The organism is Rhodoferax sp. LS1P39, from assembly GCF_056521425.1.
This window is the reverse complement of the sequence record NZ_JBWMAV010000007.1, coordinates 194,540-208,696: the sequence shown is the minus strand read 5'-3', so window position 1 is coordinate 208,696 and position 14,157 is coordinate 194,540. Positions and strand designations below refer to the sequence as shown.

The following is a 14,157-nucleotide window of genomic DNA, read 5'->3' as shown; positions in this document are numbered from 1 at the left end:
TGCCCCGTGCACTCCCTGACTCCCACCCCCACCCCCCCTGCAGAACCCACCGTACACCGCTCACGCGCCGACGAGGTCTATGCCCAGCTCAAGCGCGACGTAGGCGAATTCACCCTGGTCCCCGGCGACCGCTTTACCGAAAACGAGATCAGCGAACGCCTGGGCGTGTCGCGCACCCCCGTGCGGCAGGCGCTGATCCGGCTACAGCAAGAGGGCTATGTGGAGGTGCTGTTTCGCAGCGGCTGGCGCGTGCTGCCGTTCAACTTCGAGCAGTTTGAACAGCTCTACGACCTGCGCATGGTGCTGGAAACCACCGCCGCCCACCGCCTGTGCGAAGGCGGCGCGGGTGCGGGGGCTCCGCACATCCAGATCGACCACGCGCTGCTGGAGGAACTGGTGGCCATCTGGCTGGTGCCGGTGGCCCAGCGCAGCACCGATGGCATCGCCGTGGCCCGCTGGGACGAAGAGTTCCACTGCGCCCTGGTACGCGCCGCAGGCAACACCGAAATGGCCCGGGTGCACAGCGACGTGACCGAGCGCATCCGCATCATCCGGCGGCTGGACTTCACCAAGCAGGCGCGCATCACCGCCACATATGAGGAGCACGCCAAGATCCTCAAAGCCATCCGCAGCCACCGTGGCGACCAGGCCGCCATGCTGCTGCGTGCCCACATCCAGAGCAGCCAGGCCGAGGTGCGCAAGATCACCCTGCACCAGGTGCACGTGGCACGGCAGGCGGCGGCTTCCTAGGTGGTGGGTGAGCGCAGTTCGCGGCGCAGGATTTTGCCCACGTTGGACTTCGGCAAATCCTTGCGGAACTCGATGCTCTTGGGCATTTTGTAGCCGGTAAGGTTTTGTTTGCAGAAGGCCAGCACATCGGCTTCGGTCAGGGCCGGGTCGCTCTTGACGATGAACACCTTGATGGCTTCGCCCTGCATTTCGTCGGGCACGCCGATGGCCGCGCACTCCACCACGCCGGGGCACAGCGAAATGACGTTCTCCAGCTCGTTGGGGAACACGTTGAAGCCGCTGACCAAAATCATGTCTTTCTTGCGGTCCACGATGCGGGTGTAGCCGCGTTCGTCCATCATGCCGATGTCGCCGGTGCGCAGGTAGCCGTCGGCGGTGAACGAGCGGGCGGTTTCTTCGGGCTGGTTGTAGTAGCCGACGGTGACGTTGGGGCCTTTGATGCAGATCTCGCCCGCCGCACCTAGTGGCAGCGAGTTGCCCTCGTCGTCCTTGATGGCAATCGAGATGCTGGGCAGCGGCAGGCCGATGGTGCCGGTGAAGCTTTTGTTCAGCACCGGGTTGTTGGTGCCGATGGCGCAGGTCTCGCTCATACCCCAGCCTTCCACCATGGGGCTGCCGGTGGCCTCCAGCCAGCGCTGGGCCGTGCCTTCGGATGCCGCCATGCCGCCCGCCTGGGTGACGCACAGGCTGGAGAAGTCGATGGTCTTGAACGTGGGCTGCAGCAGCAGCGCGTTAAATAGCGTGTTGACGGCGGGCAGCAGGTGGAACGGGCGCTTTTTCAGGGTTTCGATGAACCCGGCAAAGTCGCGCGGGTTGGGCACCAGCGTCATGTGCGAGCCCAAACGTATGCCCATCAGGCACAGCGTGAGGGCGAAGATGTGGTACAGCGGCAGGGCGGCAATGCTGTTGATCTTGCGGGCCTCGCCCACCTTGGCCAGCGCCGGGCTGAACCAGGCCTCGGCCTGCAGCGTGGCGGCCACGATGTTGCGGTGCGTCAGGATGGCCCCCTTGGACAGGCCGGTGGTGCCGCCGGTGTACTGCAAAAAGGCAATGCTATCGAGCGTGCTGGCCGTGGGCTGCAGCGACCGGCCCTGCCCATCGGCCAGCGCCTGGTTAAACAGGGTGACGCGCAAAGTGCCGTTGCGCGGCAGCTGGTAGGCGGGCACCAGTTTCTTGACCCGGCGCACCATGAAGTTGACCACCCGGCCATACACCGCGCCCAGCAGGTCGCCCATGTGGGCCAGCACCACGTGCTGGATCTGCGTGCGGCCCACCACCTCTTGCAGGGTGCGGGCAAAGTTCTCCAGGATCACGATGGCGGTGGCCCCCGAGTCCTTGAGCTGGTGCTCCAGCTCGCGCGGGGTGTACAGCGGGTTCACGTTGACGCAGGTGTACCCGGCGCGCAGCACGGCGGCCATGGTGACCGCAAACTGCGGAATATTGGGCAGCATGATGGCCACCCGCGCACCGGGCTTGAGCCCCTGGGCCTGCAGCCAGGCCGCCAGCGCGCCCGACAATTGGTCGAGCTCGCGGTACGTCATCCAGCGCTCCATGCACACCGAGAAGGGGTTGTCGGCGTGCTTTTTGAAGGACTCGTCGAGCAACTGTGTGAGCGAGCCGTAGGCGTTCACGTCGATTTCGTGGGCGACGTTAGCGGGGTAATTGTTCAACCAGACCTTGTCCATGGGGTGCTCCTTGTAGAAGCGATTTTGGGTGGGCTGGTGCGCAGGTGCTACCGGGCAAGTCCTAGTGCGCGGTCGCTTGGGCGACAAAGGTGAATTTATGTAAAAAAGGCCGCCAGCGCTTATTCCGTAAGCGCAAGCAGCTATCGAATATGCAGCGTTTGCAGAATTATTGGCTCCAGCGCAGTACCAGCGGGTCGAGCCGCCGGGCGGTATCCAGCAGCCCTTGGCGCACCTCGGGGTGCATGTCGGGAAACGGGTGGCGCGGTGCGGCGCAGGCGATCACGCCGCCTTCCTGCATCAGCACCTTGGCCGTCAAAATGCCGCCCTGGCGGTTCTCGTAGTTGATCAGTGGCAGCCAGCGGGTGTACGCGGCCACGGCCTCGCCCCGGTGGCCAGCGGTGTAGGCGTCCATGATCTGGCGGATGCCGTCGGGGTAGGCTCCGCCGGTCATCGCGCCGGTGGCCCCGGCATCCAGATCGGGCAACAGGGTGATGGCTTCTTCGCCGTCCCACGGGCCTTCCACCGCATCGCCGCCCAGGTGGATCAGTTCGCGCAGCTTGCTGGCAGCCCCGGCGGTTTCGATCTTGAAGTAGCTGAGCTGTTTAATCTCGCGGGCCATGCGCGCCAGAAAGGCGGCCGACAGCACCGTGCCGCTGGCGGGCGCGTCCTGGACCATGATGGGGATGTCGATCGCGTCCGACAGCCGGGCGTAGAACTCGAATATCTGCGCCTCGGGCACGCGGAAGGTAGCCCCGTGGTAGGGCGGCATCACCATCACCATGGCGGCACCCTGGGCCTGGGCACGCTGGCTGCGGGCTATGCACACAGCGGTGCTGAAATGCGTGGTGGTGACGATCACTGGCACCCGGCCCGCCACGTGCTCCAGCACGGTGCGGGTGAGCAGTTCGCGCTCGTCGTCTGAGAGCAAAAACTGCTCCGAGAAGTTGGCCAGGATGCAGATGCCGTGCGAGCCCGCGTCGATCATGAAGTCGATGCAGCGCTTCTGGCCCGGCAGGTCCAGCGTGCCGTCGGGGTGGAAGATGGTGGGCGCGACGGGGAATACGCCTTTGTAACGGGCAACCATGGTGCTCATTCGGTGATCACGAACTGGTCGAGGAAATCGGTGTTCAGCGTCAGGCCCAGGCCCGGCGTGTTGTCGTCGAGCTGCACAAAGCCGTTCTCGGCCACCGGCTCGCCCTTGAAGATGTAATAGAACAGCTCGTTGCCTACTTCCACGTCAAACATCGGGAAGTATTCGCTCATCGGGCTGGCGATGGTGCTCATGGTCAGGTGGTAGTTGTGCATCTGGCCCGCGTGCGGGATGACGGGCACGCTGTAGGCCTCGCACAGGGCGTTGATCTTGTGTGCGGCGGTGATGCCTCCCACACGGTTGGTGTCGTACTGCACCACGCTCACGGCTTTTTTGTCGAGCAATTGCTTGAAGCCGTAGAGGCTGAATTCATGCTCGCCGCCGCTGATGGGGATGATGTTCATCGCGTTGAGTTCGGCGTAGCCGTCGATGTCGTCGGCGATCACCGGCTCCTCCAGCCAGCGGGGTTCGAACTTCGCCAGCTTGGGCAGCATGCGCTTGGCGTACTCCAGGTTCCAGCCCATGTAGCACTCGAGCATCAGGTCGTTGTCATAGCCGATCACTTCGCGGATGGCGGCCACCGATTTCAGGTTCTCGGCCACGCCGTGCTGCAGGTGCGCCGGGCCGTAGCCAAAGCGCATTTTGAAGGCGGTGAAACCCTGGTCCTTGAAGGTCTGGGCTTCCTTTTGCATCTCGGTCAGATCCGTGCGGTACAGCTTGCTGTAGTAGCAGGGAATCTTCTCCTTGGTACGGCCACCCAGCAGCTTGAAGACGGGCTTGTTAACCGACTTGCCCAGGATGTCCCAGATGGCCAGGTCGATGGCCGAAATCGCGCCCATGGTCACGCCCTTGCGGCCCCAGGCGTGGGTGGCGCGGTACATGCGCTGCCACAGGTATTCATAGTCCCAGGGGTCCTGGCCGAGCACCAGCGGGGCCAGGTATTCGTCGATGATGGCCTTGGCGATCTTGGGGGCCAGGGCCACGTTGCCCAGGCCGATGATGCCGCTGTCGGTTTCAATCTCCACCACCGTCCACGAGTGGAAGCGGAAGGTGCTCATGCTCTCTGTCTTGGAGTAGACCAGGTCCATGGCGTTGGAGCAGAAGTTGCCTTGGGGTGGAACGGTCTTGCCCTTCCATTCGAAGACGCGGGCGCGGACGGCGGTGATTTTCATGGTCTGTCTCTCTTCAGTTCGTAGGTTGGGCCAGGCCCATGCGGGCGGCGATGCGGAAGGCGTTGTAGGTGGCGTTGGCATCGGCTTTGCCGAGGCCTGCAATGTCGTAGGCCGTGCCGTGCGCGGGTGTGGTGATGGGCACGGGAAGGCCGCCCTGCACTGTCACGCCCTTGCTGAAACCCATCAGCTTGATGGCGATCTGGCCCTGGTCGTGGTACATGGTGACGATGGCCTGGTACTCCCCGTCGCGCGCCTTCAGGAAGATGGTGTCTGCGGGGAACGGGCCGCCAATAGCCAGGCCCTCGGCGTTCAGCGCGGCCACGGCGGGGATGATGGTGTCGATCTCTTCGCGGCCACAGGTGCCGCCGTCGCCGCCGTGCGGATTGAAAGCCGCCACTGCTACCTTCGGCGCGGCCACGCCCGCCGCTTGCAGTGAGCGGTAGATCAACCGCGTGGCCTGCTGGATGCGCTCTTGCGTCAGGTAGCTGGCGGCATCCTTGAGGGGGATGTGCGACGACACGCGCGAGGTCCACAAATCGCCCAGGGTGTTGAATTCGCAAAAGTAGCTTTTCACACCCAGGTATTCGGCAAAGTGGTGCAGCTCATCTTCGTGCTTCAGGCCGCCTTGCTTCATGGCGAACTTGTTCAGCGGGGCAAAGCAGATGGCATCCACCTCGCCGCGCTGGGTTGCGTCCATGCAGGCGTTCAGCACTTGCAGCACCGACGCGCCACCCACCGCCTGCGCCTGGCCGCGCACCACCTGGTCTGCAGCCACGGTGTCCATGGGCAGCCAGGCGGGCAGACTGGTGTCGGCCCGGGCGCGTACCTCGGCAAAGCTGCGCACCGGCTGGGTGGCGACCTGCACACCGGCAGTTTTTTGGCCGTCGGCCCAGAGCCAGGCATCGCCTACCAGCACGATGTTGGCGTGGGTGGTGGCATCGGTCTGGCCCAGCAGGCGGGCAATCAGCTCGGGGCCAATGCCCGCGGGGTCGCCCAGGGTGAGGGCCACCACAGCTTGTGTGTTTTGCATGCTTTCTCCTCAGTCGAGTTTGATGTTCTTGCGCTTGATCAGCTCGCCAAAGCGCTGGTATTCGGCGTTGTGGAATTCCTGGAATTTGGCTTGCGCCATGGGCGTGACTTCTGCGCCAATGCCGTCCAGCCGGGTCAGGGTTTCGGGCATGGCCAGCACTTTATGCACCTCGGCCAGCACCCGCTCCTGCACCGCCTTGGGCGTGCTGGCGGGCATGTAGATGCCGTACCAGGCGCTCATTTCCACGCCTTTCACACCCGCCTCGGCCAGGGTCGGCACGTCGGGCAACTGGCTGTTGCGCTTGGGCGCGGCCACCGCCAGGGCCTTGATCTTGCCCGCCTTGATCTGGCCGATCACCGAGGGCAGGGTGTCAAAGTTCATTTGCACCTGGCCGCCAATCAGGTCCACCATGGCCGGGCCACTGCTGCGGTAGGGGATGTGGGTGATGAACACGCCCGCCGATTCCTTGAACAGCTCGGCCGCAATGTGCTGCGTGCTGCCGGTGCCGCTGGTGGCGTAGTTCATCTGGCCGGGCTTGGCCTTGGCTAGCTTGATGAGCGAGGCCACGTCGGTGGCTCCCACGGCGGTGTTGACCACCAGCACATTCGGCACCGACCCCACAAAGGCCACCGGCACCAGGTCTTTGTTGCTGTCGTAGTTGAGCTTGAGCAAATGCGGCGCAATCGCCTGGGCGGTGGACACGCCCATCAGCAGGGTGTGGCCGTCGGTGGATTTGGCGACCAGGTCGGCGGCCAGGGTGTTGGAGGCACCGGGCTTGTTGTCTACCACCACCGGCTGTTTCAGCAGCGGGCCCAGGCGGTCGGCCACGGCGCGGGCCATGGCATCGGTGCCGCCGCCGGGAGCCGAGCCGACCAGGATTTTGACCGGCTTGCTCGGCCATTCCTGGGCCTGGGTGGCAAAGCTGGTGCAGGCCAGGGCGGTGGCGGCGGCTAGCCAAAAGGGTGTGCGCATGCGTGTCTCCGTGTTGTGTTGGACCGCATCTTAGAAAGCCGATTGATTCCCGTATAGTGAAAGTATTTGATGCATTGATTGCCTGGGGTTATCAAATGAGGCCTACCACCGACACCACCGCCCAGTTGCTGAACCGCTTGCGCATGCGCCAGGTGGCCTTGCTGCTGGCGATTGACGCGCACCGCACCCTGCACGCGGCTTCGCAGCAGCTGGGCATGACGCAGCCCGCGGCCACCAAGATGCTGCACGAGCTGGAGGACGCGCTGGGCCAGCCGCTGTTTGACCGGGTGGGGCGCGGCCTGCAACTGAACCCGGCGGGCCAGGCGGTGATGAACACCTTTCGCGGCATGCGCGGCACCATGGAGGCGCTGGGCCGCGAGCTGCAGGACCTGCGCCTGGGCGGAGCGGGCAAGCTGTTCATCGGCAGCATCATGGCCGCGTCGCCGGTGCTGCTGACCGACAGCCTGATCCGCCTGAAACAGGAGTACCCGCTGCTGGCCATCGAGATTGCGGTCGACACCAGCGACCGGCTGGTGGAGCAGATGCGCGAAGGCGTGCTGGACGTGGTGATTGGCCGCATGCTGGGCCCGGCGAGGCAGAACCACGCCTTTCGCCCGATTGGTGACGAGCCGTTATCGGTGGTGGTGGCGGTAGACCATCCGCTGGCGGAGCAAGCCAGCGTGGCGTTTGACGACTTGCTGCAGTTCCCCTGGATTTTGCAGCCCCATGGCAGCCCCATGCGCGAGGTGCTGGAGCAGGAGTTTCGCGACCACCATGCCAGCGTGCAGCGGGGGCTGATCGAGACCTCGTCCATCCTCACCACCACGAACCTGATTTTCAAGACCCAGATGATTGCGGTAATTCCCGAGTCCAGCGCCAGCCGCTACCAGACCCATGGCCTGCTGAAGATATTGCCCTACACCATCGCCCACAAGCTGGCCGCCTACGGCAGCATCGTGCGCAGCGACCGGCCTGTGGGCGTGGCGACGGCCCGGTTTCTGGAATTGCTGCACGCTTAAGCATTTAAGTCTTTTAGGCCTCTAGCGCTTATTCCTTGAGCGTGAGCAGCTACTTATTTTGTAGTGCACGGCGCATCCAGCCCAGGCCTTCCGAAGTGCCGTGCCGGGGGCGGTACTCGCAGCCCACCCAGCCGGTGTAGCCCAGGCTATCCAGCAGCGTGAACAGATACGGGTAGTGCACTTCGCCCTCGTCCGGCTCGTGCCGGTCGGGCACCCCGGCGATCTGGATGTGGCCGACCCGGCCTGTGGGCACATAGGTGCGCAGCTGCGTGGCCAGGTCGCCGTCCATGATCTGGCAGTGGTACAGGTCCATCTGCACCTGCAGGTTGGGCGCACCCACGGCCTGCACCACGCTGTGCGCCTGGGCCTGGTGGTTCAAGGCGTAGCCGGGCATGTCGCGGGTGTTGATGGGCTCGATCAGCACCGCCCGACCCGCTGCCGCGGCCTGCTCGGCGGCCCAGGCCAGATTCGCTTCAAACACCGGGCGCAGGCTGTCAAAGCTCTGGCCCGCAGGCAGCCGCCCGGCCAGCACGTGGATGCGCGGGCAGTCCAGGGCGTGGGCGTAGTCCAGGGCCTGGGCAAAAAGCTGGCGAAACTCGGCTTCGCGGCCCGGCAGGCAGGCCAGGCCGCGCTCGCCCGCATCCCAGTCTCCGGGCGGGGCGTTGATCAGCACCTGCTGCAGGCCGTGCGCACGCAGTTGCGCGGCCAGGTCGGTGGCGGCAAAGGCGTAGGGGAACAGGATTTCGACGGCGGTGAAGCCGTCCGCAGCAGCGGCGGCAAAGCGGTCTAGAAAGGCATGCTCGGGGTAGAGCATGGTGAGGTTGGCGGCAAATTGGGGCATGCCGCTATTTTGCAAGCTTTTCATGCCGCTGGCGCTTATTCCATCGGCGTAAGCAGCTCATTTATTCATAGCATACGGTCACTGGCCAGCCGCGCGTCTGCGGCGATGTCGCCCAGGGCCTGCACCTGCGTGTACAGCGGGGTGAAGTCGGGGGCGGTCATGTCAAACAGTTGCTGGAAGCTGTCGATCACGAAGTAGGTTTGCTGGTAGCTGTCGATCTTGTAGCGGGTGCGCATGCAGCGGGTCACGTCCAGGCCAATGCGTTGCGGCTCGGGGCTGCGCACGCTGTACTGCAGCTCGCCCGACGAGCTGAGGATGCCCGCGCCATAGGCCCGCAGGCCGTTGGCCTGGCGCACCAGGCCGAACTCGATGGTGTACCAGTACAGACGCGACAGCAGCTCGCAGGCACCCAGGCGGTGCGCTTTCAGGCCGCCCGCGCCGTAGGCCTGCATGTGCTCGGCAAACACCGGGTTGAACAGCAGCGGCACATGGCCAAACAGGTCGTGGAACACATCGGGCTCGACGATGTAGTCGTACTCGGCGGGCGTGCGGATCCAGTCGGTCACCGGGAACTTGCGGTTGGCCAGCAGGGTGAAAAACGGCACCTCGGGGATCAGCCCGGGCACGGCCACTACCTCCCAGCCGGTGGCGGGATGCAGCTTTTCGTTGATTTCCTCGAAGCGCGGAATCCGGTCTTTCACCCCCAGCGAGGGCAGGGCGGCGATGAATTCGTCGCAGGCCAGGCCGGGCAGCAGGGCCGACTGGCGCTCGAACAGGCGGCGGTAGGTGTCGTGGTCCTGGGGCGTGTAGGCCGCGTAGTTTTGCGGGCAGGTGTAGTCGGCCAGCACCAGGCCGTCGCGGGCGTAGTCGCCCCGGGGTGGGCGGTCGCTGCTACCGTAAGTCGGGGCATAGACGGCGGGTTCTGTGGCCATTGCATGTCTCCTGGGTCAATGCCTGCACTGTAGACCGCAGGCGATTTAGCTTTACTGCATGTTTGGCCTTTCTGTGCAGGAAAGTTGCAAAATCCAACCCATGGAAACACTCGACAAGATTGACCGCCTGATTCTGCGCAGCCTGCAAGCCGATGGCCGGGCCACCTACGACCAGATTTCAGAGCAGGTGAGCCTGTCGCCCAGCGCGGTGCTGCGGCGCGTCAAACGGCTGGAAGACTCGGGGGTGATTGATCGCTACGTGGCCCTGGTCAAACCCGAAGCGGTGGGCCTGGGCCTGACGGCCTATCTCAACGTGCGGCTGGAAAAGCACACCGAAACCCACAAGCGCAACCCCATGGACGTGTTCCGCGCCAGCGTGCAGACCTGGCCCGAGGTGGTGGAATGCGCGTCGCTCACGGGTGAGATGGACTATTTGCTGCGCGTGGTGGTGCAGGACATGGCGGCTTACTCCCGCTTCATCATGGATACGCTGCTCAAGCACCCCAGCGTGGAAGACTGCAAAACCAGCTTTGTGCTGGACCACGTGAAGGCCACCACCGCCTTGCCGGTGTAGGCCTTTACGGAGTTTTCGGGGTTTTCGGGGTTTATGCCACGTAGGCCGCGTTGCGCAGGCGCAGGCCGAACGCGATGACCAACAGGCCAAAGCTCATGGAAAAGCCGATGATCAGCCAGTCGATGGCGGCGGTGTATTCACTGGGGATGATCAGCAGCAACACGCCGAACAACACGGCCAGCGCACCCGACAAAATCAGGCTCCACTCGCCCTTGATGGACTGGCGCATGCGCATGGCCGCCACAATCTGGAAGGCGCCCATGGCCAGCGACCACAGGGCCACCAGCGAAGGCAGGCCCATGGTTTTGCCGGGCAAGACAAAGATGAACCAACCGGCCAATACGCCGACCAAGCCCACCACCGCCAGCGACCACCAGGGGCGGTTCTTTTCGCGGATCTGGTAGGCGGTGAGCAGGGCCAGGAAGCCGTCGGCGACCACGTAGCCGCCCCAAATCGGGGCCAGGGCTTCGAATTCGCGGTTTGACACCATCAAGGCCAGCCCGCCAAAGACGATGGCCACCAGCCCGCGAAACACCACCCAGCCCCATTGGCGGCCCATCTGGGTTAGAAAATAGTCGGTGGTTATACGCATGGTGCGGCCCCTGTCTGTGAAAAAATACCGGAAGTCACTCATTATTGACAAAATGCATGCAAATTTTATGCCGTCTGGCTGGTGCGTGCGTAATAAATTGTTGTTTTCCGGTCGGGCAAATAGGCACTAATTGGCATGGACGGCGGAGATGGCGACTAGTCCACAGACCGGGCAGGGTCGGGGGCTGGTGTTTTAAGGGAAAACCCGTATATTCCAAGGATGTCCGATTTTCACAAACCGTCCCCTGCACCCCTGGCCCTGGTCGTGCCCCGTGCAGCCGCGCCCACGATGGTGCCTATCCGCTCCCTGGGCGAGGGCCACCGCGAGCGCATTGCCGCCCACCTGCTGGCACTGGACCCGCGCGACCGCTATCTGCGCTTTGGCTACAACGCCGCCGACCGCAACATCCTGGAATATGTGGACAGCCTTGATTTTGTAAAAGACGACATCTTTGGCATCTACAACCGCAAGCTGGAACTGATTGCCATGGCGCACTTGGCGTATTCGGTGAATCCGCAGTTCAAGTCGTGTGCCGAGTTTGGCGTGTCTGTGCGGCCCACCGCTCGGGGCCGGGGCTACGGCGCGCGCCTGTTCGACCGGGCCACCATGCACGCCAGCAACGAAGGGGTAGAGCTGTTGTTCGTCCACGCGTTGAGCGAAAACACCGCCATGCTCAAAATCGCCCGCAAGGCCGGGGCCACGGTGGAGCGCGACGGCTCCGAAGCCGAGGCCTTTTTGCGCCTGCCGCCCGCCACGCTGGACAGCCGTGTCACCGAAATGGTGGCCGAGCAGATCGCCCAGACCGACTACCAGTTCAAGACCCAGGCGAAAAATTTCTGGGACCTGCTTGGCGGTCTGCAAAGCGTGCGCCAGGGTGTCCAGGATGCCCGCCACAAGTCGGCAGCCTGAGGATTTCCGGCCGCCGTCTTGGGGATCAGCTATCCTTGAGCCTCCTCAACAACCGCACGTCCTGCATCCAAGGCTGTGTCAGACCCTTACCCCGCGCGCTCGTCCTCCTCTGTTCCTGAACGGGAAGACAAGCGTGGCTTTCTGCAAAAACTCGCCGAATTCATCCACCCCGGACCCGATTCGCGCGACGAACTCCTGGAAACCCTGTCCGAAGCCGAGGACAACCACATCATTGGTGCCGAGTCGCGCGCCATGCTGGAGGGGGTGATCCGCATGGCCGACATGGCCGCAGGCGAGGTGATGGTGGCGGCCACGCGCATGGACCTGCTCAACATTGCCGCACCGTTTGACGAGTTGCTGCACATCGTGATCGAAACCGCCCACTCGCGCTTTCCGGTCTACGAGGGTGAACGCGAAAACATCATCGGCATTCTGATGGCCAAGGACCTGCTCAAGCTACAGCGGGCCCCCGAGCTGAACATCCGCGCCCTGCTGCGCCCGGCGGTGTTTGTGCCCGAAACCAAGGGCCTGAACGACCTGCTGCGCGAGTTCCGCGGCAACCGCAACCACCTGGCTATCGTGGTCGACGAGTTTGGCCGCATCGCCGGGCTGATCACCATCGAAGACGTGCTGGAGCAGATCGTGGGCGAGATCGAAGACGAGTTCGACATTGCCGAGGACGACGGCGACATCTTCGGCCTGGCCGACCGCACCTACCGCGTCAGCGGCGACACCTCCATTGAGCGCGTCAACGAAGCCTTTGGCGTGAAGCTGGCCGGCACCGACCCCGAGGACGACTTCGACACCATCGGCGGCCTGATCGCCCACGAAATGGGCCACGTGCCCAAGCGCGGCGAGCACCATGCCATGGCCGGACTGAACTTTGTGGTGCTGCACGCCAAGGGCGGCGCGGTGCGCTGGTTCAAGGTGTCGCCGGTGTCCGATACCGACACCAGCGGTTGATGAGGGGCCTGTTCCGCAGCCCCCGCCACACCGGGCTGGGCGACCTCTTGCTGGCCGCTGTGTTCGGTGGCGCGCAGGCCCTTTCCATAGCCAACCCCTGGAACGGCCAGCCTCTGTGGTGGCTGCAACTGCTGTCCATGGCCGGCCTGTATTGGCTGGTGGAACGCGCGGCCTCGCCCCGGCGCGCAGCCCTGCTGGGCGGGCTGTTTGCCTGGGCCTGGCTGGGCGGCACCTTCTGGTGGTTGTTTATTTCCATGCACACCTATGGCGGCCTGCCTGCGGTGCTGGCCGTGCTGGCGGTGGCCGGGCTGGCTGGAGCGCTGGCCCTGGTGTATGCGCTGGCTTGTGGATGTTTTAAGGCCCTAGCGCCCATCCATCCAGCGTGGCGTGCTATTGTTTTTGCATTTTCATGGCTGTTGGCCGAATTGGCGCGCGGCCAGTGGCTGACCGGTTTCCCTTGGGGTGCGGGCGGCTATGCCCAGCTCGACGGGCTGGCGCTGCTGGCACCCTATATCGGCGTGTACGGCGTGGGCTGGGTGGCTTCGCTGGTGGCGGCCTGTGGAGTGTTGCGCCAGTGGCGGGTGCTGGCGCTGGTGGCGTTGCTGGTGGCCACGGCCGATGCGGTGGTGCAGCCTGCCAATGACCCGGCGGCCAGCCTGCCGGTCACGCTGCTGCAGGGCAATATCCCGCAGGACGAAAAGTTTGAGCTGGGTGCCGGGGTACCGGTGGCGCTGAACTGGTACGGCGAGCAGCTGGCCCAGGCCCGCACCCCGCTGGTGGTCGCCCCCGAAACCGCCATTCCCATGCTGCCGCAGCAGTTGCCTGCAGGCTACTGGGCGGGTTTGCTGCAGCGCTTTGCCAGCGGCGGGCAAACGGCTTTGGTCGGCGTGCCGCTGGGCAATGCCCAAGAAGGCTACCTGAACGCCGTGGTGGGCTTGCAACCCGGCAGCCCCAAGCCTTACACCTATGCCAAGCACCACCTGGTGCCGTTCGGCGAGTTCATTCCGCCGCTGTTTAGGTGGTTCACCGAGATGATGCACATCCCGCTGGGCGACTTCAACCGGGGCGCGGTGGGTCAGCCGTCGCTGGCGGTGGCGGGCCAGCGCCTGGCACCGAATATTTGCTACGAAGATCTGTTTGGCGAAGAGCTGGGTGCGCGCTTCATCGACCCGGCACAGGCCCCGACCATCTTTGTCAACGTCAGCAACATTGGCTGGTTTGGCGACTCGCTGGCCATCGACCAGCACCTGGCCATCTCGCGCATGCGCAGCCTGGAGTTCGAGCGGCCCATGCTGCGCGCCACCAACACCGGTGCCACCGCCATCATCGACCACCGCGGCCAGGTCGTGCAGGCGCTGCCCCGGCTGACGCGTGGCGTGCTGGTGGGCGAAGTGCAGGGCCGGGGGCTCAACGCCACCAGCGGCTGGCGCATCACGCCCTACGCCTGGTGGGTGGCCCGCATGGGGCTGTGGCCGCTGTGGGGGCTGGGCCTGCTGGCCTGGGCGCTGGCCTGGATGGGGACCCGGCACCTACGCCGTTGAACCCGTCGGTGAAAACCCGGTGTATGAGCGTTCTGTGGCGGGTTATGTCTAGAAGGCATGGGTCTTGCTTAGCATAAAGAGTGCGCA

General features: G+C 64.4%; 14 protein-coding genes. 6 read left to right on the top strand and 8 right to left on the bottom strand.

What is annotated here, in order from left to right; translation table 11 throughout:
- Positions 1-6 precede the first annotated feature (6 nt).
- The gene (locus AC097O_RS13765) at positions 7-750 is read left to right on the top strand and encodes a GntR family transcriptional regulator (protein ID WP_479593367.1); all 744 of its coding nucleotides are present in this window, start codon (positions 7-9) and stop codon (positions 748-750) included.
- Here the strand turns inward: AC097O_RS13765 and AC097O_RS13760 are convergent.
- The 5 genes from AC097O_RS13760 to AC097O_RS13740 all read right to left on the bottom strand — a co-directional run bounded on the left by AC097O_RS13760 (position 747) and on the right by AC097O_RS13740 (position 6,699).
- Positions 747-2,435: an AMP-binding protein gene (locus tag AC097O_RS13760; RefSeq protein WP_479593366.1), complete on the bottom strand. Its 1,689-nt coding sequence runs from the start codon at positions 2,433-2,435 to the stop codon at positions 747-749. The two genes, AC097O_RS13765 and AC097O_RS13760, sit on opposite strands and share 4 nt — an antisense overlap.
- Positions 2,436-2,601: 166 nt before the next feature.
- On the bottom strand, positions 2,602-3,519 hold the full coding sequence (locus AC097O_RS13755) for a dihydrodipicolinate synthase family protein (protein ID WP_479593365.1): 918 nt from the start codon (positions 3,517-3,519) through the stop codon (positions 2,602-2,604).
- A 5-nt stretch (positions 3,520-3,524) separates the two neighbouring features.
- Positions 3,525-4,697, bottom strand: a complete 1,173-nt coding sequence (locus AC097O_RS13750) for an L-rhamnonate dehydratase (RefSeq protein ID WP_479593364.1) — start codon at positions 4,695-4,697, stop codon at positions 3,525-3,527.
- Positions 4,698-4,710: 13 nt separating this feature from the next.
- Positions 4,711-5,727 (bottom strand): 4-hydroxythreonine-4-phosphate dehydrogenase PdxA, encoded by a 1,017-nt coding sequence (locus tag AC097O_RS13745; RefSeq protein WP_479593363.1) that lies wholly within the window; start codon positions 5,725-5,727, stop codon positions 4,711-4,713.
- A 9-nt stretch (positions 5,728-5,736) separates the two neighbouring features.
- Positions 5,737-6,699, bottom strand: coding sequence for a Bug family tripartite tricarboxylate transporter substrate binding protein (locus tag AC097O_RS13740; protein ID WP_479593362.1), 963 nt, complete (start codon positions 6,697-6,699; stop codon positions 5,737-5,739).
- 95 nt (positions 6,700-6,794) lie between these two features.
- Here AC097O_RS13740 and AC097O_RS13735 point away from each other — a divergent pair, with 95 nt between their 5' ends.
- Entirely contained in the window at positions 6,795-7,718 is a 924-nt protein-coding gene (locus AC097O_RS13735) for a LysR family transcriptional regulator (RefSeq protein ID WP_479593361.1), read from the top strand.
- Positions 7,719-7,767: 49 nt separating this feature from the next.
- On the opposite strand, the gene otnI is transcribed toward AC097O_RS13735, so the two are convergent.
- Positions 7,768-8,559, bottom strand: a complete 792-nt coding sequence (gene otnI, locus AC097O_RS13730) for a 2-oxo-tetronate isomerase (RefSeq protein WP_479593386.1) — start codon at positions 8,557-8,559, stop codon at positions 7,768-7,770.
- 65 nt (positions 8,560-8,624) lie between these two features.
- Positions 8,625-9,491, bottom strand: a complete 867-nt coding sequence (phhA, locus tag AC097O_RS13725; RefSeq protein ID WP_479593360.1) for a phenylalanine 4-monooxygenase — start codon at positions 9,489-9,491, stop codon at positions 8,625-8,627.
- Between the two features lie 100 nt (positions 9,492-9,591).
- On the opposite strand from phhA, the gene AC097O_RS13720 reads away from it, so the two are divergent.
- Complete coding sequence (locus tag AC097O_RS13720) at positions 9,592-10,065, top strand: Lrp/AsnC ligand binding domain-containing protein (protein ID WP_315244715.1); 474 nt, start codon at positions 9,592-9,594, stop codon at positions 10,063-10,065.
- 31 nt (positions 10,066-10,096) lie between these two features.
- Here AC097O_RS13720 and AC097O_RS13715 read toward each other — a convergent pair whose 3' ends face one another.
- Positions 10,097-10,657 carry an HdeD family acid-resistance protein gene (locus tag AC097O_RS13715; protein ID WP_479593359.1) on the bottom strand — a complete coding sequence of 187 codons (561 nt, stop codon included), beginning with the start codon at positions 10,655-10,657 and terminating at the stop codon, positions 10,097-10,099.
- Positions 10,658-10,876: 219 nt separating this feature from the next.
- On the opposite strand from AC097O_RS13715, the gene AC097O_RS13710 reads away from it, so the two are divergent.
- The 3 genes from AC097O_RS13710 to lnt all read left to right on the top strand — a co-directional run bounded on the left by AC097O_RS13710 (position 10,877) and on the right by lnt (position 14,070).
- Positions 10,877-11,566 (top strand): N-acetyltransferase family protein, encoded by a 690-nt coding sequence (locus AC097O_RS13710; RefSeq protein ID WP_479593358.1) that lies wholly within the window; start codon positions 10,877-10,879, stop codon positions 11,564-11,566.
- Positions 11,567-11,641: 75 nt separating this feature from the next.
- A complete protein-coding gene (locus AC097O_RS13705) occupies positions 11,642-12,529 on the top strand; it encodes an HlyC/CorC family transporter (protein ID WP_479593357.1) in 888 nt (295 codons plus the stop codon).
- The gene (lnt, locus tag AC097O_RS13700; protein ID WP_479593356.1) at positions 12,529-14,070 is read left to right on the top strand and encodes an apolipoprotein N-acyltransferase; all 1,542 of its coding nucleotides are present in this window, start codon (positions 12,529-12,531) and stop codon (positions 14,068-14,070) included. Before AC097O_RS13705 ends, lnt begins: the two co-directional genes overlap by 1 nt.
- The last annotated feature ends 87 nt before the right edge of the window (positions 14,071-14,157 follow it).

Coding starts and splice junctions, on each gene's coding strand:
- AC097O_RS13750 (WP_479593364.1), bottom strand. CDS start 4,697: ATGAAAATCACCGCCGTCCGCGCCCGCGTCTTCGAATGGAAGGGCAAG.
- AC097O_RS13745 (WP_479593363.1), bottom strand. CDS start 5,727: ATGCAAAACACACAAGCTGTGGTGGCCCTCACCCTGGGCGACCCCGCG.
- phhA (WP_479593360.1), bottom strand. CDS start 9,491: ATGGCCACAGAACCCGCCGTCTATGCCCCGACTTACGGTAGCAGCGAC.
- otnI (WP_479593386.1), bottom strand. CDS start 8,559: ATGCCCCAATTTGCCGCCAACCTCACCATGCTCTACCCCGAGCATGCC.
- AC097O_RS13715 (WP_479593359.1), bottom strand. CDS start 10,657: ATGCGTATAACCACCGACTATTTTCTAACCCAGATGGGCCGCCAATGG.
- AC097O_RS13755 (WP_479593365.1), bottom strand. CDS start 3,519: ATGGTTGCCCGTTACAAAGGCGTATTCCCCGTCGCGCCCACCATCTTC.
- lnt (WP_479593356.1), top strand. CDS start 12,529: ATGAGGGGCCTGTTCCGCAGCCCCCGCCACACCGGGCTGGGCGACCTC.
- AC097O_RS13735 (WP_479593361.1), top strand. CDS start 6,795: ATGAGGCCTACCACCGACACCACCGCCCAGTTGCTGAACCGCTTGCGC.
- AC097O_RS13720 (WP_315244715.1), top strand. CDS start 9,592: ATGGAAACACTCGACAAGATTGACCGCCTGATTCTGCGCAGCCTGCAA.
- AC097O_RS13760 (WP_479593366.1), bottom strand. CDS start 2,435: ATGGACAAGGTCTGGTTGAACAATTACCCCGCTAACGTCGCCCACGAA.
- AC097O_RS13740 (WP_479593362.1), bottom strand. CDS start 6,699: ATGCGCACACCCTTTTGGCTAGCCGCCGCCACCGCCCTGGCCTGCACC.
- AC097O_RS13710 (WP_479593358.1), top strand. CDS start 10,877: ATGTCCGATTTTCACAAACCGTCCCCTGCACCCCTGGCCCTGGTCGTG.